The sequence below is a fragment of the Sphingomonas phyllosphaerae FA2 genome (genome assembly GCF_000427645.1).
GTDB classification, from domain to species: Bacteria; Pseudomonadota; Alphaproteobacteria; order Sphingomonadales; family Sphingomonadaceae; genus Sphingomonas; species Sphingomonas phyllosphaerae.
In genome coordinates this window covers 1,135,459-1,157,330 of the sequence record NZ_KE386571.1, presented here as the reverse complement: position 1 = coordinate 1,157,330, position 21,872 = coordinate 1,135,459, and the positions used below count along the sequence as shown (strand labels likewise).

The 21,872-nt window shown below is 66.3% G+C and carries 19 protein-coding genes and 1 tRNA gene; 9 read left to right on the top strand and 11 right to left on the bottom strand.

Annotated features, from left to right (window positions below; genetic code table 11):
• Positions 1 to 11 precede the first annotated feature (11 nt).
• The gene (glpK, locus tag SPHPH_RS0105805; RefSeq protein WP_028965836.1) at positions 12 to 1,508 is read left to right on the top strand and encodes a glycerol kinase GlpK; all 1,497 of its coding nucleotides are present in this window, start codon (positions 12 to 14) and stop codon (positions 1,506 to 1,508) included.
• 98 nt (positions 1,509 to 1,606) lie between these two features.
• Here the strand turns inward: glpK and SPHPH_RS0105800 are convergent, their stop codons facing one another.
• The 3 genes from SPHPH_RS0105800 to SPHPH_RS0105790 all read right to left on the bottom strand — a co-directional run bounded on the left by SPHPH_RS0105800 (position 1,607) and on the right by SPHPH_RS0105790 (position 6,826).
• Positions 1,607 to 2,887, bottom strand: a complete 1,281-nt coding sequence (locus SPHPH_RS0105800) for an MFS transporter (protein WP_028965835.1) — start codon at positions 2,885 to 2,887, stop codon at positions 1,607 to 1,609.
• Positions 2,888 to 2,901: 14 nt separating this feature from the next.
• A complete protein-coding gene (locus tag SPHPH_RS0105795; RefSeq protein WP_037488164.1) occupies positions 2,902 to 5,943 on the bottom strand; it encodes a TonB-dependent receptor in 3,042 nt (1,013 codons plus the stop codon).
• Positions 5,944 to 6,076: 133 nt separating this feature from the next.
• Positions 6,077 to 6,826, bottom strand: coding sequence for a FadR/GntR family transcriptional regulator (locus tag SPHPH_RS0105790; protein ID WP_028965833.1), 750 nt, complete (start codon positions 6,824 to 6,826; stop codon positions 6,077 to 6,079).
• 212 nt (positions 6,827 to 7,038) lie between these two features.
• On the opposite strand from SPHPH_RS0105790, the gene SPHPH_RS0105785 reads away from it, so the two are divergent.
• From SPHPH_RS0105785 to SPHPH_RS0105765, 5 genes are read left to right on the top strand one after another with little or no spacing between them, the layout of a single operon-like run.
• Positions 7,039 to 8,445, top strand: a complete 1,407-nt coding sequence (locus tag SPHPH_RS0105785; RefSeq protein ID WP_028965832.1) for a 3-keto-disaccharide hydrolase — start codon at positions 7,039 to 7,041, stop codon at positions 8,443 to 8,445.
• A 13-nt stretch (positions 8,446 to 8,458) separates the two neighbouring features.
• Positions 8,459 to 9,772, top strand: coding sequence for a Gfo/Idh/MocA family protein (locus SPHPH_RS0105780; protein ID WP_028965831.1), 1,314 nt, complete (start codon positions 8,459 to 8,461; stop codon positions 9,770 to 9,772).
• 59 nt (positions 9,773 to 9,831) lie between these two features.
• The gene (locus SPHPH_RS19045; protein ID WP_051272865.1) at positions 9,832 to 10,626 is read left to right on the top strand and encodes an FAD:protein FMN transferase; all 795 of its coding nucleotides are present in this window, start codon (positions 9,832 to 9,834) and stop codon (positions 10,624 to 10,626) included.
• Positions 10,626 to 11,888 (top strand): Gfo/Idh/MocA family protein, encoded by a 1,263-nt coding sequence (locus SPHPH_RS0105770; protein ID WP_028965830.1) that lies wholly within the window; start codon positions 10,626 to 10,628, stop codon positions 11,886 to 11,888. The genes SPHPH_RS19045 and SPHPH_RS0105770 overlap by 1 nt, the downstream gene beginning before the upstream one ends.
• 12 nt (positions 11,889 to 11,900) lie before the next feature.
• Complete coding sequence (locus SPHPH_RS0105765) at positions 11,901 to 13,058, top strand: Gfo/Idh/MocA family protein (RefSeq protein ID WP_028965829.1); 1,158 nt, start codon at positions 11,901 to 11,903, stop codon at positions 13,056 to 13,058.
• A gap of 50 nt (positions 13,059 to 13,108) precedes the next feature.
• On the opposite strand, the gene SPHPH_RS21050 is transcribed toward SPHPH_RS0105765, so the two are convergent.
• Genes SPHPH_RS21050 through metG form a run of 4 tightly spaced genes read right to left on the bottom strand, consistent with a single transcriptional unit; the run spans position 13,109 to position 16,360 of the window.
• A complete protein-coding gene (locus tag SPHPH_RS21050; RefSeq protein WP_156025852.1) occupies positions 13,109 to 13,273 on the bottom strand; it encodes a hypothetical protein in 165 nt (54 codons plus the stop codon).
• Positions 13,270 to 14,034 carry an MBL fold metallo-hydrolase gene (locus SPHPH_RS0105755; RefSeq protein WP_028965828.1) on the bottom strand — a complete coding sequence of 255 codons (765 nt, stop codon included), beginning with the start codon at positions 14,032 to 14,034 and terminating at the stop codon, positions 13,270 to 13,272. The genes SPHPH_RS21050 and SPHPH_RS0105755 overlap by 4 nt, the downstream gene beginning before the upstream one ends.
• Positions 14,031 to 14,810, bottom strand: coding sequence for a TatD family hydrolase (locus tag SPHPH_RS0105750; RefSeq protein WP_028965827.1), 780 nt, complete (start codon positions 14,808 to 14,810; stop codon positions 14,031 to 14,033). Before SPHPH_RS0105750 ends, SPHPH_RS0105755 begins: the two co-directional genes overlap by 4 nt.
• Positions 14,810 to 16,360 (bottom strand): methionine--tRNA ligase, encoded by a 1,551-nt coding sequence (gene metG / locus SPHPH_RS0105745; RefSeq protein ID WP_028965826.1) that lies wholly within the window; start codon positions 16,358 to 16,360, stop codon positions 14,810 to 14,812. Before metG ends, SPHPH_RS0105750 begins: the two co-directional genes overlap by 1 nt.
• A 223-nt stretch (positions 16,361 to 16,583) precedes the next feature.
• Here metG and SPHPH_RS20725 point away from each other — a divergent pair, with 223 nt between their 5' ends.
• Positions 16,584 to 17,045, top strand: a complete 462-nt coding sequence (locus SPHPH_RS20725; RefSeq protein ID WP_081668528.1) for a GNAT family N-acetyltransferase — start codon at positions 16,584 to 16,586, stop codon at positions 17,043 to 17,045.
• A gap of 136 nt (positions 17,046 to 17,181) precedes the next feature.
• Here SPHPH_RS20725 and SPHPH_RS0105740 read toward each other — a convergent pair whose 3' ends face one another.
• The 4 genes from SPHPH_RS0105740 to SPHPH_RS0105725 all read right to left on the bottom strand — a co-directional run bounded on the left by SPHPH_RS0105740 (position 17,182) and on the right by SPHPH_RS0105725 (position 21,059).
• Positions 17,182 to 18,162 (bottom strand): DNA polymerase, encoded by a 981-nt coding sequence (locus SPHPH_RS0105740; protein ID WP_028965825.1) that lies wholly within the window; start codon positions 18,160 to 18,162, stop codon positions 17,182 to 17,184.
• Positions 18,159 to 18,803, bottom strand: coding sequence for a dTMP kinase (gene tmk / locus SPHPH_RS0105735; RefSeq protein ID WP_420329299.1), 645 nt, complete (start codon positions 18,801 to 18,803; stop codon positions 18,159 to 18,161). Before tmk ends, SPHPH_RS0105740 begins: the two co-directional genes overlap by 4 nt.
• A complete protein-coding gene (locus SPHPH_RS0105730; RefSeq protein WP_028965823.1) occupies positions 18,803 to 19,969 on the bottom strand; it encodes a D-alanyl-D-alanine carboxypeptidase family protein in 1,167 nt (388 codons plus the stop codon). The genes tmk and SPHPH_RS0105730 overlap by 1 nt, the downstream gene beginning before the upstream one ends.
• A gap of 61 nt (positions 19,970 to 20,030) precedes the next feature.
• Positions 20,031 to 21,059, bottom strand: coding sequence for a lytic murein transglycosylase (locus tag SPHPH_RS0105725; RefSeq protein WP_028965822.1), 1,029 nt, complete (start codon positions 21,057 to 21,059; stop codon positions 20,031 to 20,033).
• Between the two features lie 137 nt (positions 21,060 to 21,196).
• On the opposite strand from SPHPH_RS0105725, the gene SPHPH_RS0105720 reads away from it, so the two are divergent.
• Both SPHPH_RS0105720 and SPHPH_RS21045 read left to right on the top strand, forming a co-directional pair.
• Positions 21,197 to 21,286: transfer RNA gene (locus tag SPHPH_RS0105720), tRNA-Ser, on the top strand.
• A gap of 377 nt (positions 21,287 to 21,663) precedes the next feature.
• The gene (locus SPHPH_RS21045) at positions 21,664 to 21,864 is read left to right on the top strand and encodes a hypothetical protein (protein WP_156025850.1); all 201 of its coding nucleotides are present in this window, start codon (positions 21,664 to 21,666) and stop codon (positions 21,862 to 21,864) included.
• Positions 21,865 to 21,872 lie beyond the last annotated feature (8 nt).

Genomic DNA, 21,872 nt, shown 5'->3' with positions numbered 1-21,872 from the left:
GGGAGGAAGACGTGGCGGGTCCGCAGCACATTCTGGCGATCGATCAGGGCACCACTTCGACGCGCGCGATCGTCTTCGATGTCGAGACGCGCCCGGTGTCGACCGCGCAACGCGAGTTCGCGCAGCATTATCCGCAGCCGGGCTGGGTCGAACACGATCCCGAAGACATCTGGCGCGATACGCTGGCGACCGCGCGCGAGGCACTGTCGGACAGCGGCGTTAGGGCGGAGGGCATCGCCGGGATCGGCATCACCAACCAGCGCGAGACGGTCGTCGTTTGGGACCGCGCGACCGGCGAAGCGATCCACAACGCGATCGTCTGGCAGGATCGCCGCACCGCCGAGCTATGCGCACGATTGAAGGAAGAGGGGCACGAGCGCGAGGTTCGCGCCAAGACCGGCCTGCTGCTCGATCCGTATTTCTCCGCGACCAAGCTGGCGTGGATCCTGGATCACGTCGAGGGCGCGCGGGTGCGGGCCGAGCAGGGCGAACTGGCGTTCGGGACGATCGACAGCTTCCTGCTGTGGCGACTGACCGGTGGCGCGGTGCACGCGACCGACATCACCAATGCCAGCCGGACGTTGCTGTACGACATCCATGCGCAACGCTGGGACGAAGAACTGTGCGCGCTGTTCGACGTGCCGATGGCGCTGCTGCCAGAGGTGCACGACAACAGCCATATCTTCGGCCACACCGCCGACGGGCTGTTCGATGCCGCAATCCCGATCGCGGGGGTCGCGGGGGACCAGCAGGCGGCGCTGTTCGGGCAGGCCTGTTTCGCCAAGGGCATGGTCAAGTCGACCTACGGCACCGGCTGCTTCATGCTGCTCAACACCGGCGAGGAAGCGGTCGCCTCCGAGCATCGGCTGCTGACCACGCCCGCCTACCGGCTGGATGGCAAGGTGACCTATGCGCTGGAAGGATCGATCTTCATTGCCGGTGCGGCGGTGAAGTGGCTGCGTGACGGGATCGGCGTCATCACGCACGCGCGCGACACCGACGATATGGCGACGCAGGTGCCCGACAGCCACGGCGTCTATATGGTCCCGGCGTTCGTCGGGCTGGGCGCGCCGCATTGGGACCCGGATGCGCGCGGCGCGATCTTCGGGCTGACATTGGGCTCGACGCAGGCGCATTTGGCGCGCGCCGCGCTGGAAGCGGTCGGGTATCAGACGATGGACCTGGCCGATGCGATGGTCGCCGATGGCGGCGAACCGCCCGCGACGATCCGCGTCGATGGCGGGATGGCGGCGAACGACTGGCTATGCCAGTTTCTCGCCGACATGCTGCAGGTACCGGTCGAGCGGCCGCAGCATCTGGAGACGACCGCGCTCGGGGCGGCCTTCCATGCCGGGCTGGCTACCGGTGTGTGGAAAGACCTTGATGCGCTGGCGGCGACATGGGCGCGCGGCGCATGCTTCGAGCCGAAGATGGCGGCGGAGACGCGTGCGGCTCTGGCCGACGGATGGCACGCGGCGTTGGCAAAGACGCTGACTGTGCGGGGGTGAACTGCCTCTAGTCGTCGGCCCGGACTTGATCCGGGGCCCCGCTTTTCTCCCGTGGCAGCGAGAAGCGGGGCCCCGGATCAAGTCCGGGGCGACGGAGGTTAGCGGGCTTCCTTGTTATCGAGCCGCGGCACCAGCAGGTGTACCAGCAGCAGCGCAATCAGATAGGCGCTGCCCGCCCACAGGAACACCGGGACATAGGTGCCAACCGTCTCCAGCACCTGTCCGACGTACTTGGCCATGATCATCCCGCCGATCGCGCCGGCGGCTCCGCCCATCCCCATCACCGAGGCGATCGAAGTGCGCGGGAAGGTATCCGACACCATCGTATAGAGGTTCGACGACCAGCCCTGATGCGCGGCGGCTGCCAGACCGATGATCGCCACCGCCGCGGTCAGGCTCGACACGCTGCTGGCGAAGACAATCGGCGTGACGAGGATCGCGGAGGCGAGCAACGCGAGCTTGCGTCCGGCATTGACGCTGAAGCCGCGCTTGATGAGCGCCGACGACAACCAGCCACCGCCGATGCTGCCGACGTCCGCCAGCAGATAGACCGCGATCAGCGGCGGGCCGAAGGTCTTGAGATCGAGCCCGTGGCGCTTGGCGAAGAAGTCGGGCAGCCAGAACAGGAACAGGTACCAGACCGGGTCGGTCAGGAACTTGGCGATCACGAATGCCCAGGTCGCGCGGCAGCGGAACAGGTGCGACCAGCGGATCGGAGCCGTGCCAGCGTCATTGTCCTGATCGGCGGCGATATAGGCCAGTTCCTGCGCGGACACGCGCGGGTGCTGGGCAGGCGCGCGGTAGAAAAGCAGCCACGCCGCCAGCCAGATGAAGCCGAGCGCACCGGTGATCAGGAACGCCGCCTGCCAACCGTAGCTGAGCGCGATCATCGGCACGACGATGGGTGTCGCGATCGCGCCGACGTTCGCACCGGCGTTGAGGATGCCGGCAGCCAGCGCGCGTTCCTTCTTCGGGAACCACTCGGCGACCGACTTGATCGCGGCGGGGAAATTCGCCGCCTCGCCCAAGCCGAGCGCGAAGCGCGCCATCGCGAACCCGCCGGGGCTGCGCACCAAGGCATGGACCATCGCCGCGACGCTCCACAGCGTGATCGCGGCGGCATAGCCGAGCTTCGAACCGACCTTGTCGATGACCGGCCCGCATGCCAGCAATCCGATGGCGTAGGCCGCCTGGAACCAGAAGACAATCGTGCCATAGTCGATCTCGGACCAGCCGAGTTCCGACTGGAGCGTCGGTTTGAGGATGCCGATGACCTGCCGATCGATGTAGTTGATGGTGGTGGCGAAGAACAGCAGGGCGCAGATGACCCAGCGGATGTTGCCACCGGCCTTCAAAGGTACAGCTCGAAAATCGGTCATCGGCATCCGTCAGGTCAGAGCTGGAAGTTGATCGCAAGCGCGTAGGTGCGCCCGAAATACGCGGTGTAGAGCGGGTCCTGGCGCACGGTGTCGACCGTCAGGCGGTTGGTTTCGTTGGTGATGTTCGACACCTCCGCGATCAGCTTGATGTTCTCGGTCAGATTGTACGAGGCCGAGGCGTCGACGAAGATCGAGCTGGCGTTCGCTGTCGAGTCCGCATCGACCGAGCCGCTCGGCACCGCGGTGAGGAATGACGAGCGGTAGTTGACGGTCGAACGGATGCTGAACTTGCTGTCCTCGTAATAAAGCGTCCCGCTGGCGGTTTCCGGCGACAGCCCGACCAACGGCGCGGTGCGCGAGAGGGTGGGGGAGATGATGTAATTGATGTTCGACCGGACGCGCGTGAAATTGGCCAGCGCGCCGAAATTGCTGAGCGCGCCGGGCAGGAAGCGGAACGGCAACTGCACGTTGACTTCGAAGCCGCGGAGCGGGCCGCCCGGCGTGTTGTTGCTCCGCTGGACGGTGAACTGATCGCTCCCGCTCAGCAGCGTCCCCGACAGCAGCGACAGCGGCAGGCCGATGTCCTGGAAGGCGACGCTGGTGCTGGTCGTCTGGATGTAGCTTTCGATATTCTTGTAGAAATAGGCGAGCGAAATCAGCGAACCAGGGGCGAAATACCATTCGAGCGACGCATCGAAGGTGTTGGCGCGGATCGGCTCGAGGAACGGATTGCTGAACGACGCCGTCTGGATGACCAGATTGGCGCTGCCCGCCGGGATCAATTGACCGTAGGAGGGGCGCGACATGACCCGCGAGGCGGAGAAGCGCGCGATCAGATCCGGCGTGACGTCGAGCGCGAGGTTCATCGACGGGAGCCAGTCGTCGTAGGACCGCCCGACTTCCGAGATGACGAAGCGCGAGGCGAACGGTGCGCCGGCTGGCGCCGCGGCGGTGATCGGGCCGTAGGTGTCGAGCTTGGTATGGACGTAGCGGACACCCGCGTCGCCGCGCAGCGCGAACGGCAGCGTGTTGCTGGTGTCGAACTTGAACATCAGATAGCCGGTCGAGTATTTCTCGCTGACTCCGCCGTAGGTGCCGCGCGCGCATTCGATGTTGCAATAGCTGTACGTGTCGAAGTTGACGGCGCGGCGGAACTTGTCCGGGTCGACGGCGACGAAGTCCTGAAGCTGGCCGTCGAGGTTCTTGCCGATGCCGGAGGTGACGAAGGTGAAGTCGCTGACCGAGACACCGGCCGGCAACGCCAGCGGAGTGGTGTTCGTCAGCTGCCGTTCGCGGGCGACATATTCGTTTGTCCGATACTGCCCGCCGACCTGCACGGTAAAGCCGGGTGCGGCCTTCCATTCGGTATTCAGCTCGAACGTCTTGCTGGTGATCGTGTTGCGGCGGATGAAGTTCGACAATTGCCCGCGCTGATCGCCGGTGGCGAGCGGCGGCCCGTATTGGAAGACCGCCGGATTGGTGGTGTCGATGCCATAGCCGATCTTCGGAATATCGGGATTGTCGCGGAAATCGATCGACCAGTTGCGCGTGTCGTTGGAATCGATCGCGACCTGCAGGCGGTTCACGTCGAGTTCCGAACGATTGATGCCGGCCAGCCCGAAGACGCGGAACGTGTCGGAGAAGCGATGATCGATGTTGAGGTTCACCTGCTTGTACTCGGAGGTGAACCGCTCGTCCTGCATTTCCGAACGCAGGTCGACGCCATCGAACAGGCCGTGGATCAGCGAGCCGTTGTCGTCGACCTCGATCTCGCGCACCGAGGTGAGCGGCTGACCGTTGTTCGACAGCGCGCGTCCGAACGAGCGCGCATCGAACATCGTGTCGAGGCGATTGACCTTGAAGCGCGAATACAGGCCGTCGATCGAAATGTCCGTCAGGTCGGTCGGCTTCCATTGCAGGGTCAGCGACCCGGCGATCCGCTGCTGTTCCTGGCTGCTCTTCACCGGACGCGGGAGGCGCGGCAGGAACACGCCGCCGCCCGGTCGCCCGTTCGCGCCGACGCGGCTCATGATATAGTCATAGGCGGCAGCGTTGCCGGTGCGCGGATTGTTCGTGCTGCAATTGTTGGCGTCGGCGCCGATCGGCGTGCCGTTCGACTGGCTGTAGCCGCTGCTGGGGCTGTTCACCGCCACGCCGCGATAGGTGTAGCCGACGGGGGTGCAGAACGGCATGATCAGCGACCGGTTCGGGCCGCTACCGATCAGCGGATCGGTCGACGTCCGCGGGACGCTGGAGGGCGCCTCCAGACCGTAGACATAGGTCGGAACGACGTCGGCCGCGGAATAGGCATATTCGTCGATGTGGCGCTTGGAATAGGCGATGCTGCCGAGGATGCCGAACGTGTCGCCGAACTTCTTGGAGAAGAGCGCGGACAGGCGCGGATCGACGTCCTTTTTGATGTCGTTGTAGATGCCGCGGGCGGTGCCCGAGAAGACGAAGTCCTTCTTCTGGTCGAACGGGCGCGGCGCCCGCAGGTCGACGGTCGCGCCGAGCGAGCCTTCCTCGACGTCCGCGGACATCGTCTTGCGCACCGACAGCGCCGAGAAGATTTCGGTGGGGAACGTCACGAAGTCGAACGATCGCCCCGTCGCGACGCCACCGCGGATGTCGCTGCCGCTAACCTGCGACACGCCTTCCATGCCGTTGATGCGCACGCGCGTGAATTGGGCACCGAGCCCGCGCACCGAGATGTTGCGGCCCTCGCCGCCGTCGCCGCGCGACAAGGCGACGCCCGGAATGCGCTGCATCGACTCCGCCAGGTTCGAGTCGGGGAACTTGCCGATGTCCTCGGCGACGATGCTGTCGACCGCCGCGGTTTCGTTACGCTTCTGATTGAGCGCGTTGTTCAGCGACGCGCGGAAGCCGGTGACGACGATGTCGGCGACCTGACCTTCCGGGATGTCCTGATCGGCGCTTGCGGAGGCCGGGGAAGGAGTCTGCGCGCCGGTCTGTGCGGAAAGCGGCGCGGCGGCGATCATGCTCGTCAGGCTGATCGAGACGAACAGATGGCGCTTATAGCGGTGCTGACTGGTCAAAAGCCCTCTCCCTGTCGGCCGGCGCGCTGCGTTGTGCAAACCGAGCGCTGCCTTGTGACAGTCGATCGAGCGCGTTCCTTGCCTAGTTGTCAGGTAGCATTGTCAGTCCATGCTGACAATGCAGCTTGAGAAGTCAAACCGCGGCGCGGCGGGCGAGTGCATGGCGACGCTGCGTCGCCTCGGCGCGGGCGCGCTCGACGGCCTCCGTTTCGGTCACGTCGAGCAGATGGTCGATAACGCGGGAGAGGTGGTCACGCATCGCATTCCGCGCGTCGACCGGCGAGCGGGCCTCCAGCGCCGCAAGGATGCGGCCATGTTCGGCCATCCGACTCTCGGTGCCGAGACTCCCCGCCTTTACAAGCACTTCTCGCGCCAGCGGCGAGCGGAATCGCATGTCCCAGAAGTCGGTGACCGCCGCGATGATGACGGCATTGCCCGTCGCTTCGGCAATTGCGATGTGGAAGCGGCGATCGGCATCCTCGGCCGCCGTCACGTCGCTTTGCTCCATCTGCGCCAGCAGCGCCCGCAATTCGGCAAGCTGCGCCGAGTCGATCTCGGTGGCGGCGACCGCGGCGACTTCGCCTTCGAGCAGCCGCCGCGCCTCGGTGATCTCGAACGCGCCGATGTCGAGTTCGCGAGTCGCGTCGACCGCACCGGTGGCGAGCACGAACACGCCCGAGCCTTTGCGCGCCTCGACGATCCCCTGCATTTCCAGTGCGATCATCGCCTCGCGCACGGTCGGGCGGCTCACCTTGAAGCGCTCGGTGAGGTCGCGCTCGGCCGGCAGCCGCGCGCCGACCGGATAGATGCCCTCCGCGATGTCCGACATGATGGCATCGACGATCCCACGGTATAATTTGCCGCCACTTTCAGTCTTACGCATGGATCGTCCCGATTCGTCAGCAGGCGCATCGACCGCGACGGCGCCGAACCCGGACCGTAGCGTAACCGGACGCAGCCGCCAATGTCTGACATCTCTATTGCAAGTGGTCGGGCCGCGACCTAGGCTCCGGGTCGAAAGAGGTGCAGCAGCACCCGGAAAACAATGTGGTGCCTGCCTGATGGCGGGGCTGCGACATTAGGGCAGGGTGCTTGATGAAGGTCCGTACACTCGCAGCGACGGCATTGCTGGCGACGACGCTTTCCACCGCAGGGACGGCGCGCCCGCCGCAATCCCGCCAGCAGGGGGCACCGTGGCGCGACGTCACCCCGCGCGCCGGGCTCGCCGGCTGGCACAAGGTGGGCGGCAACGCGACCTATGACGTGGCGGACGGCGAGCTGATCGGGCGTGCCGAGCCGGGCAAGACCAACAGCTGGTTGGTTTCCAACGCGCAATATGGCGACTTCATCGTCGAGTTCGACGCCAAGACCGATCCGGCGCTCAATTCGGGGATGATGATCCGCGGACAGAGCCGCCCCGATTATCGCAACGGCGTCGTCTTTGGCTATCAGGCGGAAATCGATCCATCGAAACGCGCGTGGAGCGCCGGGCTGTATGACGAACAGCGCCGGCAATGGCTCTACACGCTGGGCCGTAACGAAGCGGCACGACGCGCCTTTCGCCCGGGCGACTGGAACCACTACCGCGTCGAGGCGATCGGCAACCGGCTGCGGACCTGGATCAACGGCGTGCCGGCCGCGGATGTCGTCGACGATATGGATGCGCGCGGCTTCATCGCGTTTCAGGTTCATGCGATCCCCGATGCCGACGCCGCCCGCCATCCCGAGGCGCGGTTCCGCAACGTCCGGATGATCACCGACCGCCCGGCACGCTATGCGATGCCGGCGACCGGGCTGCCCGAGCAAGGCTGGCTCTCCAATCGCCTGTCGGACAGCGAGCGCAAGGCAGGATGGAAGCTGTTGTGGGATGGCCGCACCGGCGCCGGGTGGAAGGCCGCCAAGGGCAATGCCTTCCCGAACAAGGGCTGGGCCATCGACAATGGCGTGCTGTCGGTGGAGGCTGGCAACGGCGGCGAGTCGACCAACGGCGGCGATATCGTCACCACGCGCGAGTATAAGGATTTCGAGCTGTCGGTGGATTTCCGGCTGACCGAAGGCGCGAACAGCGGCGTCAAATACTTCGTCGATCCGACGCTGTCGAAGGGCGAGGGCTCTGCGATCGGGCTGGAATATCAATTGCTCGACGATGCGCGGCATCCCGATGCCAAGCGCGGGCGCGACGGCAACCGGACGCTCGGCTCGCTGTACGATCTGATCCCGGCGCGCAACCTTTCCGACCCGGATAGCCCCGGCAAGCGGATCAACCCGCCCGGCGAGTGGAACCGCGCGGTGATCGTCTCGCGCGGCCGGCATGTCGAACATTGGCTGAACGGCTTCAAGGTCGTCGAGTATGAGCGCGGCTCGCCCGCGTTCCGTGCGCTGGTCGCGCAAAGCAAATATGCCAAATTACCGGGGTTCGGCGAACGTCCGCAAGGGCCGATTCTCTTGCAGGATCATGGCGATCGGGTCGACTTCCGGTCGATCAAGATCCGCGAGTTTTGAGGGGAATGCACCGATGATCGATCGTCGCACGATGTTGACCGGGGCCGGCGCGGCGCTGGGGGTTGCGATCAGCGCCCGCAGCTATGCGCAGATCAAGGGCGCTAACGACCGGCTGCGCGTCGCCGTCGTCGGCGTCAACGGCCGCGGGCAGGCGCATATGAGCGCCTTTTCAAAGCAGCCGAACGTCACGATCACGCATCTGGTGGACGTCGATTCCGACGTGCTGGCCAAGCGCGCGGCAGCCTTTGCCGCCAAGGGCAACAGCGCGGTCAAGACCGAGGGCGATTACCGCCGGCTGCTCGACCGCAAGAACGTCGACATCATCACGGTCGCGACGCCTGATCACTGGCATGCCAAGCTGGCGATCGATGCAATGGAGGCGGGGCGCCACTGCTACATGGAAAAGCCGATCGGCATCGCCCCGGCCGAGGGCGAGGCGCTGATCGCGGTGCAGAAGCGGACCGGCCGCACGCTACAGGTCGGCAATCAACAACGGTCCAGCCCCGAGACGCAACAGCTCGGCGCGCTGATCCGCGCCGGGGAACTGGGCGACGTCTATGAGGCGCAGACCTGGTACGCCAACAATCGCGGCTCGATCGGCAACGGCACCGTCGTCGCGCCGCCCGCCAATCTGAACTGGGATCTGTGGCAGGGGCCGCGCCCGCGCGGCGACTATCGATCGAACCTCGTCCACTATAATTGGCACTGGTTCTGGAAGTACGGCACCGGCGAGATCTGCAACAATGCGATGCACGAACTGGACGTCGCGCGCTGGCTGATGGGGCTTACCTACCCGAAGACCGTGGAGGCGCGCGGGGCGAAGCGGTTCCACAAGGGCGACGATTGGGAGATGTACGATTCACTCGCGCTCGACCTGATCTACGATGGCGACCGCGCGATCCGCTGGAACGGGCAGAGCTGCAACGGGCAGCAGACCTACGGGCGCGGGCGCGGCGTCCTGCTGCTCGGTACCAAGGGATCGGCAGTGGTCGATCGCAACGGCTTCGAGCTGTACGATCTGGCCGGCAAGCAGATCCGGCAGGTGAAGGCCGCCGCGACATCGGAGACGACCGGGACGGTCGGGGAGGGCGTGCTCGACGTCTATCACGCGCGCAACTTCGTCGACGTCATCCGCGGCAACGCGTCGGCGCTCGCGTCGCCGATCGCGGAGGGCCACATCAGCACCACGCTCTGCCACCTCGGCAACATCGCCTATCGGACCGACAGCGTGCTGACGATCGATCCGGCGACCGGCAAACCTGCCAGCGCCGAGGCGATGAAGCTGTGGTCGGTCGATTATCAGCCGGGCTGGGAGGTCAAGGCCTGACCCAGGCGAAAGCCTCGACGCGCGCTCTGCCAGCGACGGGCGATCTGTGCTTCCCGGCGATGGGGACGCGCGTCGAGCTGTATCGCTTCGGCGACGGCGCCGCCGACGCGCTGGCGCTGGCGCAGCGCGCGATCGAGCAGGTCGACGATGCTCTGACGATCCACCGTCCATCGGCCGCGACGGCGCTCAACGAGGCGCTGCGGCGGGGTGAAACCGGTGTGATCGACGATCCGCTGTTGCTCGATGCGTTGATCCGCATCGACGATGCGCGTGCCATGACGGAGCGGTTGTTCGACCCCACCGTCGACATGCGCCGGGCGACGGTCCGCTGGGAACGCTTGCGCTTCGATCGCAGTGCGGCGACGCTGGCGTGCGATGCGCCGGCCGCGCTGGACTTCGGCGGCTTCGGCAAGGGCTATGCGCTCGATCGCGCGGTAACCGCGCTGCGCGATGCCGGTGTCGCGTGCGCGCTGCTCTCGGCCGGCGAAAGCTCGATGGCGGTGATCGGCGAGCATCCGCTGGGTGGCGCATGGTCGTTCGCGGTGCCCGATCCGCGTGACGCCGACCGCACGTTGGTCGAGGTCGCGTTGATCGACGAAGCGCTGTCGATCTCCTCGACGCTGGGCCTCGGTTTGGCCGCGCCCGAGCGCGCGGCGATGGTGCGGCCGGGGCGATCGGCCGCCGTCGTGGCACCGCGTTCGGCGGTCGTCGTCGACGCAAGCGGTGCGGTGGCGGAAATGCTGAGCACCGCACTGATCGTCGCCGATGACGAGGCGGCACAACGATTGCAAGATGGCGTACGGCGAATGCTCTTCGATCTGGCACCCGCCGCCCCGACCAGGATATTTGCGTGATGACCGACAAGACCTTCGAATTCACCCGCCGCACCTTCCTCGACCGCGTCCTGATGGCCAGCGCGGGCGGCGTGATGGCGACCGCCACGCCGTGGGCGGCGATCGCGGCGCGGGCGGAAAGCGCCGGCGCGGGCAAGGTGCGGCTGGGGGTGATCGGCACCGGAGACCGCGGGCGCGCACTGATTCAGAATATCGCCAAGACGCGCAATTGCACCGTCGCGGCAATCTGCGACAATTATGCGCCGCATCTCGCCAAGGCCCGGCAATGGGTCGCGGCCGGCACGGCCGAGTTCAGCGACCATCGCAAGATGCTGGAGGCGAGGGGGCTCGACGCGGTGGTGATCGCCACGCCGCTCCACCGCCATGCGCAGCACACGTTCGACGCGATGGACGCGGGCCTGCACGTCTGGTGCGAAAAGGCGATGGCACGGACGATCGCCGACTGCGGCGCGATGGTGGAGCGCGCCCGGACGTGCGGCAAGGTGCTGCAGATCGGGCACCAGCGGATGTTCCATCCCACCTATCTCAACGCCTGGCGCCGGGTGAAGGCGGGCGAGATCGGAACCGTGACGCAGATCCGCGCGAGCTGGCACCGCAACAATGCGTGGCGCCGCCCGGTGCCCGCCGACAGCGACGACCGCCGCATCAACTGGCGTCTGTATCGCGAGAGTTCGGCCGGTCTGATGACCGAACTGGCGACGCATCAGTTGCAGGTCGGCAACTGGTTCCTCGACGCCGTGCCCACGCGCGTGATCGGCTCAGGCAGCATCTGTTTCTGGAAGGACGGGCGCGAGGTCTACGACCATGTCGCGCTGATCTACGAATATGCCGGCGGCCGGAAGCTGATCTACACCTCGCTGCTCAACAACGCGCGTTACGGATGCGAGGAGCAGATTCAGGGCAGCAAGGGCACGATCGAGCCGGAATTGGGGCGCATCTATCAGGAGGTGCCGCCGCGCTCGCTGGCGTTGCAGCGGATGCAGGCCGACGTGAAGCGCGGGCACAAGCGAACCATTCCGATCGGCGGCGCCACCTGGTTCCCGGAACTGCCGGTGACGACCCCCGGCGAGTCGCTCGGCTGGGGCGAATATGACGAGACGATGCTTCAGTTCGAGGGGTTCGGCGAGGCGGTGCGATCGGGCAAGCCGCTGCCGGGACTGTTGCAACAGGCGTACAATGCCAGCGTCGCCTCGTTGCTCGGCGAACAGGCGATGGATCGCGGCGAAGCGGTGGCGTGGCCCACCTCGCTGGTTACGGTTTGAGGGGAAGAGACGATGACGTTTGCTGATCGCCGCGCCATTCTGGGCATGGGACTGACCGCCGGGCTGGCGGGGCTGGCAGGCGAGGCGCTGGCGCAATCCGCAACACGCGGCGACGCGCCGACCGAAACCGCCGTCGCCAAGCCCGCGCCCGAGGCGAAATATCGCGTGCCGTTCGCGGTGATCGGCATGGATCACAATCACATCTACGGCATCACCGATGCGATGATCCGCGGCGGCGGGGTGCTCACGAGCTTCTACGCCACCGACCCGAAGCAAATCGCCGCCTTTCAGAAGCGGTATCCGGGCGCGAAGCTGGCGCGCAGCGAGGACGAGATCCTGCAAGACCGCGCGATCAAGCTGGTGTGCAGCGCCGCAATCCCCAGCCTGCGCGCGCCACTCGGCATCCGCGTCATGCGCGCGGGCAAGGATTATCTGAGCGACAAGGCCGCGGTGACGACGCTCGCGCAGCTCGCCGACGTGCGCCGCGCGATCAAGGAGACCGGGCGCAAGTACGGGATCATGTATTCCGAGCGGCTGGAGGTGCCCGCCGCGGTCATGGCCGGACAGATGGTGCATGACGGCGCGATCGGGCGCGTGATCCAGACGATCAACCTCGCGCCGCACCGCCTGTCCGCACCGAACCGGCCGGAGTGGTTCTGGGACCCGGCGCGCAACGGCGGAATCCTGACCGACGTCGGCAGCCATCAGGCCGATCAATTCGTCTATTTGACCGGCAGCACGCGCGCGCAGGTGCTCGCGTCGCAAACCGGCAATTTCGCGCACCCGGAGCATCCCGCGTTCGAGGATTTCGGCGATATGATGCTCCACGGCAGCGGCGGAGCCGGGTATATTCGCGTCGATTGGTTCACCCCGGACGGTTTACCGACCTGGGGCGACGGCCGGCTCTTCATTCTCGGTACCGAGGGCTATATCGAATTGCGCAAATACGTTGATATCGCTGGGAAACCGGGCGGCAACCACCTGTTTATCGCCGACCGAAAAGGCACCCGCTACATCGATTGCTCCAAGGTGCCGCTGCCGTTCGGACCGCAGTTTGTCAACGACATAGTCGAAGGCACCTCAGTGGCGCAGGATCAGGCCGGAGCCTTGCTGGCAGCCGAACTGGTGCTAACCGCCGAGGCCCGCGCGACTCGCGCCACACCGGGCTGAGCGATCAGAGAGCGCTTAAACCCGACACACTTCGATCTTGATAATCCGTGTTATGTAAACAAGTCCAGAAGTAAAGTGAGGCTGGCGGCGATCGCCACCCAGACGGCGCTGTAAAGCAGCGTGGTTTGCCACGGCACGCGCCGCGCCAACAATGCTGACACCGGCAGGATCAACACGAGGCCGAGGATGACCGCGCGTATTGCCGTGTCGCTCATGCTGTCCACTCCCAGCCGTCGAAGCCGGGTTCGATGGCGTTGGGAAGTTCGGCGCACAATCCGGCATAATCCATCGACTGGTCCATGTGGACCAGCGCTGTTCGGTGCGGCTGGAGTTCGGAGCACCAGCCGAGGACCGTCGCCAGATCGGGGTGCGTCGGGTGCGGTCTGCGGCGCAGCGCGTCGACGATCCACAGGTTGAGATGCTGATAATGCGCGCGCATCTCGTCCGTCATCCCGCTGATATCGGTCGCATACCCAACCACGTTCCCACCCGCCTCGAAGCGCAGACCGGCCGAGGTGATGCTTCCGTGCGGCTGATCGACGATGCCGACGTCGATCGAACCGACCTGCAGTCGGTCAGGCAGATCGCTCAGTTCAACCGTCGGCGGATAACCGCGGTTGCCTTCAAAAACATAGCCGAATTGCCGGCGTAGCGCAGCGGCGGTGCGCGGGCGTGCAAAGCCGCGTACCGGGTGGCCAAGTACGTGATAAACTTGGCGAAGATCGTCGATGCCGAAGACATGGTCGGCATGTTCGTGGGTCCAGATCACCGCGTCGAACGTCGAGACCTCCGCGGCAAGCAGCTGCTGGCGCATATCGGGGCTGGTATCGACGAGGATCCGGGTGCCCTCGTGCTCGATAAGTATCGAGGATCGCGTCCGAAAATTCCGTGGTTCGGTGGGATCGCAGGCGCCCCAGTCGTTGCCGATGCGGGGGACGCCGGACGAGGTGCCCGAGCCCAGGATACGGACCTTCACGCGACGTTCGTCTTGCTGAAGAGGCGGTGGAAGTTTTCTGCTGTATACCGCTGTAATTCGGTCACTTCCTCACCGCGCAACTTGGCCAGAAAAGCCGCGGTGTCGGCGACGAACGACGGTTCGCCGGGCTTACCGCGGTGCGGAATCGGCGCAAGAAAGGGTGCGTCGGTTTCAATCAGGAGCCGTTCGCGGGGCAGACCAGACGCCGTCTGTTGCAGATCGATGGCGTTCCGGAACGTCACGATGCCGGAAATAGAAATGTAGAAACCGAGTTCGAGCGCCGCGGTGGCGAAAGCGGCGCTTGCCGTGAAGCAATGGATCACGCCGGGATACATTCCCTGCTCCATTTCCTCGCGCAGGATTTTCAACGTGTCCTCCTCAGCGTCGCGGGTGTGAACGACGATTGGAACCTGCAATTCACGCGCGGCGGCGATGTGCGCGCGGAAGCTGGCCTGCTGGCGGGCACGATCGGAATGATCGTAGTGATAGTCGAGCCCGCTCTCGCCGACGCCGACCACCCGCGGGTGGCGGCCGCGTGCGACCAGCTTGGCGGTGTCGACATGCGGGTGCGCGTCGGCCTCGTGCGGGTGGATGCCGACGGTCGCCCACACGTCGGGTTCGCGCTCGGCGGTGGCGAGCACGTCGTCCCATTCGCTCTCACGCGTCGCGATGTTGAGCATCGCGGTCACACCGCGCGCGCGGGCGCGTTCGAGCACCGCCTGCTGTTCCTCGACCAAGCCCTTGTAATTGAGGTGGCAATGGCTGTCGGCGAGCATCAGGCGGGCTCCGCTTCTGCGGGCATTTCGAGGCGCGGGAACGCCGGTGTCGGAGTTCCAAGCACGAAGCCCGCCGCAGCCTGTCGCGCGTACCAGCCGTCGTCGTCGATCGCGGCGTGGCTACGGTCTTCCACCCCGAGCAGGTCGAGCACCCGCCCCGCCCCGGCCGGTACCACCGGCAGGATCGTGATCGCGAGCATGCGGATCGCACGGACCAGCGTGCCGAGCACCGCATGCATCCGCTCGGCGTCGGTCTTGCGGAGCGCCCACGGGGCCTGCGCATCAATGTACTGATTGCAAGCGAAGACGCCGCGCATCCAGGCCTCGATACCCTGGCTAAGCATCAGGTCGCCGAAGGCTGCCTTGAAGCCCGCGCAGGCGACCACGACTTCCTCGATCAACTGGCCATCAGCGACCTCGGCGCGCCCGGCGTCGGGCAGCGCGCCACCGAGGTTCTTGGCGATGAACGACAGCGTGCGCTGCGCCAGATTGCCGAAGGCGTTCGCCAGCTCGGCGTTGACGCGGGTGACGATCGCATCGGCGGCGTAGCTGCCGTCCTGTCCGAAACTCACCTCGCGGAGCAGGAAATAGCGCAGGCCATCGACGCCGAAGGCGTTCGCCAGATCGAGCGGATCGACGACGTTGCCGAGGCTCTTCGACATCTTCTCGCCGCGGTGGAGCAGAAAGCCGTGGCCGAAGACGGTCTTTGGCAGCGCCACGCCGGCCGACATCAGGAACGCCGGCCAATAGACCGCGTGGAAACGGACAATGTCTTTGCCGATCAGATGCAGGTCGGCGGGCCAGTGCGGCATCTCGCCATCGCGATAGCCCGCGCCGGTCAGATAGTTGGTGAGCGCGTCGACCCAGACGTACATGACGTGCCCGGGGCTGTCGGGCACCGGCACGCCCCAGTCGAAGCTGGTCCGCGACACGGACAGGTCAGAAAGCCCGCCCTCGACGAAGCGCAGGATTTCGTTGCGACGCGATTCCGGGCGGATGAAGTCGGGGTTGGCGGCGTAGAAATCGAGCAGCGGCTGCTCGTATTTGGAAAGGCGGAAGAACCATGTCTCCTCCGCGGTCCATGTCACCGGGGTGCCCTGCGGCGACAGCTTCTCGCCCCCCTGCCCTTCGACCAGTTCCTTTTCATCGTAGAACGCCTCGTCGCGGACCGAATACCAGCCCTCGTAGCGATCGAGATACAGATCATCGGAGGCCGCCATCGCGCGCCACAGCGCCTGGCTGGCCCGATGATGATCGGCGTCGGTGGTGCGAATGAAGCGATCATAGCTGATGCTCAAGGCGTCACACATCGACTTGAAATAGCCAGACATTTCGTCGGCCAGCGCGCGGACCTCGACACCCTTGTCGCGCGCGGTCTGCACCATCTTCAGCCCGTGTTCGTCGGTGCCAGTCTGGAAACGAACGTCGCGCCCGGCCTGTCGCTGGAAGCGCGCGATCGCATCGGCGGCGATCGCCTCATAGGCATGGCCGATATGCGGACGGCCGTTGGGATAGCTGATCGCGGTGGTGATGTAGAAGGGTTCGCCCATGCCGCCGTCCTAGGGTTTGATGCCCGCCAGAACAAGCGGGCGGTAACCGAGTCGCGCGGGGCTCGCCGCGTTCGCCACGGATGTTGGGGAGTGACGTGATCGCGTACGCCGCCACGGTGTCCGGTTCGGTCGACGTTCCCAAATGGGAGGGATTGTCGTCGCTCATTTGCAAGTCGCGCATACCAGCGGATAGGGTGCGCGCTGGGACAGGGGTTGGGAATATATGGACACCCGCATAGCGTCGCTCGATGACGCGCCGGCTATGAGCCGAGTTCTACGCGAGATAATCGCGCATACAGGTCGGGACCGGCCAAACGATGAAGCGTTTGTGACCCGACAATACATCGCCAACCCAAGCAGTATTCGTTGTACGGTAGCGATTGACGACGAAGGGCTTGTTCTCGGCTTTCAATCCTTGGTTCGAGCGGAAGCGGGCAACCGTTACGACGTGCCGGCGGGCTGGGGGATCATCGGCACCCACATCAGTCCGCGTGCGCATCGAAAAGGCGTAGGAAGCGCGCTTTTTCGATCTAGCCGGGAGGCGGTAGAACAATCGGGACTAAAGAAGATCGATGCTTATATCGGCGCCGATAATCAGTCGGGCCTCCGCTACTATGAGGCGATGGGCCTCCAGACCTACCGCACATCAAAAGGCATTGTGCAAAAGGTCTTCACGGTCGAATAGAATACCCGGTTCACACCTCGCCCGGAAATTGATGCTTGCGGGAGAAGGCGGAAGGCTAAATCTCCCGTGTATGGGCGGATCCTCGCAATTCGCCGGCGTGACGATGGGAAACGGTTCAAGCCGCGCGGATCAAACCCTACCGCGGCTCCGCCAGCCGTGCGACGATCCCGGTGAGTTCGTAGACGGTGCCCTGCGTATCCAGCGACAGGCTGCGGGCGGCGGCGGCGACCTTGCGCGCCTCGTCATAGGCGTCGAGCGCGGCACGCAGATCGTCGCCGACACGCAAGGCGGTCATGCGCGCGATGACGGTGGGGACGCGATCGAGGAACGCTTCATAACGGGGCTGCGCCGCCTTGGGCGACAGGGCCCGCGCGAGCGCGGCGCGGCGGGTGAGCATCGGATCGCCATCGCGCCCGATCGCCTCGATCGCGGTGTCGAGCGCGCCGAGATCGAGGCCGGCATAGCCGATCGCGCGGCCGGGTGCGCCCTCCCCGATCCGCACCAACGCCGCGCGCTCGTCGGCGTCCGCTTCGGGCAATGCTTCTGCGAGCACCGCGGCCATGTCTGCGTCGTCGAGCGGGTCGAAGCGCAGCAACCGGCAGCGTGAGCGGATCGTCGGAAGCAGCCGGCCGGGCGCATGGCTGACCAGCAGGAACACCGTGCCGGCGGGGGGCTCCTCTAGGCTCTTGAGCAAGGCGTTCGACGCGCCGGGGCGTTCGAGATCGTCGGCGGCGTCGATCACGATCACGCGGCGCGGCGACAGCGAGGGCATCGTGCCGAGGAACGGGCCGAGGCTGCGAATCTGATCGACGGTGATCGACCGCGCGAGTTCGTCTTCCTTGTCCTTCTTCGCGAGCCGGCGCAGCACGCGCAGATCGGGGTGCGATCCCGCCGCCATCAGCTTCGCGGCGGGGTGATCGTCGGGGACCGCGAGCCCGGGGGGCAGCGTGCAGGGCATCATCGCATCGGCGAGCAGCCGCAGCGCCGCGGCTTGCGCGAAGGTGGCCTTTCCCACGCCCAGCGGCCCGGCGAGCAGCCAGGCGTGGTGGAGCGCACCGCCGGTGCTCGCCGCCAGAAACGCGTCGATCGCGGCGCGATGGCCGCGCACCGTCGTCACGGGAGCAGGTCCGCGAGCGCGTCGAGCATCGCTGCGGTCACCACCGCCGGCGGCTGCGTCGCGTCGATCCGACTGAAGCGCGCCGGCTCGCTGGTGGCGAAATCGTCGAAGGCCGCGGCGACCGCGGCGTGAAAGCGCGGGTCGCGGCGCGCGAAGCGGTCTGCGGCGACACCGTCGCGGGCGGCGGCGCGCGCTGCGCCGACCTCGGCCGGGAGCGTGAGCAGGAAGGTGCGATCGGGGAGCAGCCCCGACGATCCGAAATCGTGCAGCGCGAGGATCGCGCGATCGTCGATCCCGCCGGCTACGCCCTGATAGGCGCGGGTCGAGTCGATGTAGCGGTCGCAGATCACCCAGCGACCGGCGTCGAGCGCGGGACGGATCACCTTTTCGACATGGTCGGCGCGCGCGGCGGCGAACAGCAACGCCTCGGCGCGCGCGCTCCAGCGGGTTGCGTCGCCCTGCATCAGAAGGGCGCGGATCGCCTCGGCCCCCTCGCTGCCGCCCGGTTCGCGGGTCACGACGGTATCGATGCCGCGGTCGCCGAGCGCGGCGGCGAGCGCGCGGACCTGCGTCGACTTGCCCGCCCCTTCCCCGCCTTCGAGGCTGAGGAACCGCCCTTTTGTCACCGCGCTGCTACCGATCAGCCGAACAGGCCCTGCCACGCGCGGCCGAAAAAGCCCGCCTCGCCGACGTCGCCGCCCGCGACCAGCGGCATCCGCTGCTCGGGCAGGCCCGGCGACGAGACGACGAGATCGGCGATATGCGCGCCCTGCTTGATCGGCGCCTTGATCGGGCCGTCATAGACGATCTTCGCAGCGAGCTTCGGACGGCTGCCCGAGGGGATCGTGACGGTCAGGTCCTTGGGCGCGACCAGCTTCACCTCGCGCGCGCTGCCGAGCTGGACTGCGGCGGTGCCGACCTCGCGGCCGGCCTTGACGACCGGCTTGGCCTGCCACGCGCGAAAGCCCCATTCCATGAAGCGCACCGATTCCGTCGCGCGCTGATTGAAGCTGGTCAGCCCGGCGAGCACCATCACCAGCCGGCGGCCGTTCTGTTCGGCCGAGCCGGTGAAGCCGTAGCCGGCCTCCTCGGTGTGGCCGGTCTTCAGCCCGTCGGCGCCGGCGACGCGGCCCAGCAGCGGGTCGCGATTGGCCTGGGTGATCGCCTGACCGGCGCCCATCGTCTTGCCCCAGGTGAAATCGCGGCGCGAGTAGAATTGCTTGTAGAGCTTCGGGTGTTGCTGGATCGTCGCGGCGGCCAGCGTGGCGAGATCGCGCGCGGTGACATAGGTGACGCCGCCGTCCGGCCAGCCGTTCGCGGTGCCGAAGTGGCTGTTCTTGAGCCCCAGCTTCGCGGCATCCTCGTTCATCCGCTCGACAAACGCCTGTTCGGTGCCCGAAATGCCCTCGGCCAGCACGATGCACGCATCGTTCCCCGACAAGGTGACGATGCCGTACAGCAGGTTGGCGACCGACACGCGCTCGCCCGACGACAGGAACATCGTCGATCCCGCCTGCGGCCCGTGCCACTTCTGCCACGTCTCCGGCCGCACCTCGAACTCGGTGTCGAGCTTCAGGTCGCCGTGCGCGATCATCTGGAACGCGGTGTAGACGGTCATCATCTTCGCCATCGACGCCGGCGGCATCCGGCGATCCGCGTCGCGCGCGAACAGCACCGCGCCCGACGACAGATCCTCCATGAACGCGACCGGCGCGGGCGTGTCGAACTGCGGCGCGGCGGCGACGGCGGGCATCGCCAGCGCGACGACGGCAGCGGGAAGCGCGAGGACGGTCAGCAGCTTGGTCATTGAGGGTTCCGTGTGTCGAAGCGAAGAAGATGGGTCGGCGTCATGCCATAGCGCGCCACCGCTATGACGCAATCGCATCGGCGAGCAGGCCGACCGACAGCGCGTAGAAGTTCGAGCAATTATAGTCGAGGATCACGCGGTAATTGCCGGTCAGCAGGTAGGCGGTCTGGCCGGGGCCGTCCGGTTCGATCAGCGTCGCCTGCACGTCGTCGGCGAGCGTGCGGCTTTGCGCCGACACGCCGAGCGCGCGCCACTCCGCCATCGAACGCCATGCGCTGTGCCGCTCGAACACGCGCGGGCAGCGCGGCGAGACGAGCCGGTTGCGGACCTCCGTACGGTCGAAGCTGGAGGGCACGTTCACCGCGACGCCCCACGGCTGGCCACGCCGCCAGCCGGCCTGGACGAAGTAATTGCCGATCGACGCCAGCGTGTCCGCCGCCGAGTTCCAGATGTCGGCGCGACCATCGCCATCGCCGTCCTTGGCCAAGCGCAGGTAGATCGACGGCAGGAATTGCGGGTTGCCCATCGCCCCCGCCCAGCTGCCGGTGAGCTGCGTCCGTGACACGCCGCGGTCGATCATCTTGAGCGCGGCGATCAACTCGCCCTCGAACAATGGGCGGCGGCGGCCCTCGTAGGCGAGGCTGGCAAGGCTGCGCACCGTATCGAAATTGCCGGTGTAGCTGCCGTAATTGGTTTCATGCCCCCAGATCGCGACCATGATCTCCTCGGGCACGCCGGTCGCCGCCTCGACCCGCGCCAGCCGCGCGCGCTGTGCGGTGTAGGTGGCGCGGCCGCGCGAAATCCGCGCGGTATCGACGTGCATGGTGCGATAGGGCGCAAAGCGCGGGACCGGCGCGTTGGGGCGCGCCTCTGGCTGTTGCTGATCGAGCGCCACGACGCGCGGGTTGAAGGTCAGCGTGGGCAGCACGTTGTCGACCGTTGCGGCGGTCACGCCGGCGGCCAGTGCCCGCCCGCGCACCTGCGTCAGATAGGCCCGGAACCCGCTGTCGTCCTGTGCCGAGGCGATCGTCGGCGCGATCAGGCACGCCCCTGCGGCCAGACCGCGCGTGAGAGTTGTTACCGCTTTCATGATCGCCCGGTTCTGGCACAGCGCGTGCGGTGGCGGTACCGCAAATCATCGCACCGACAGCACGGATGGCCGCACCCGCAGCGAGGGGGTTGAATACGCCCGAGCCTTGCTGCCATAGGCATCCGCACCGCGCGTCGGGAAGAGTGGCCGAGCGGTTTAAGGCACTGGTCTTGAAAACCAGCGAGGGTGCAAGCTCTCCGTGGGTTCGAATCCCACCTCTTCCGCCACCGCAGGGTTTCAGGTTGTCTCAATTGGCACCGTAAGGGCTGTCTTCCCCTCGTGGAGCGCCTTGCTGATTGTCTCATTGAGTTACAGAAAACCTCAACGCAGCGCCCCGATTCTGGGGGCACTTTGGGGGCACGGTCAAACAGCACGCAGCGCCGGCGTGGCAGGAGGTTCCGACGATCATGGCAGCGCTCAGCAAAGATGGACAGCACCCCCGCGCTTGCCCCCCGCTTCAGCGTTCCGACCGCCGCAACGTCGATGGAAGTGCGCGGCGCGAAGTGGAGTGAGATCGACCGCGGCAAGGCCCTCTGGCACACCCGTGAGGCGCGCATGAAGGCGCGAGGAGGCTCACACCGTCCCGCTGAGCGCGGAGGCTCTTTTGATCCTCGCCACGATGGCTGAGCGGGCGCGTGCGAAGCTCGCCCGCGCTGTCCAGTCGACAATCGCGGCTATTGTCGGCAGGATGTTCCCCGGTCCTACCGGCGGGCTGCTGTCTAACGTGGCAATCAACAAGACGCTTCATGCCGTCACGCCGGCTATCACCGCTCGTAAGCTGGCTTGTTTCTGCTTTCGCGATTGAGGCGCTGA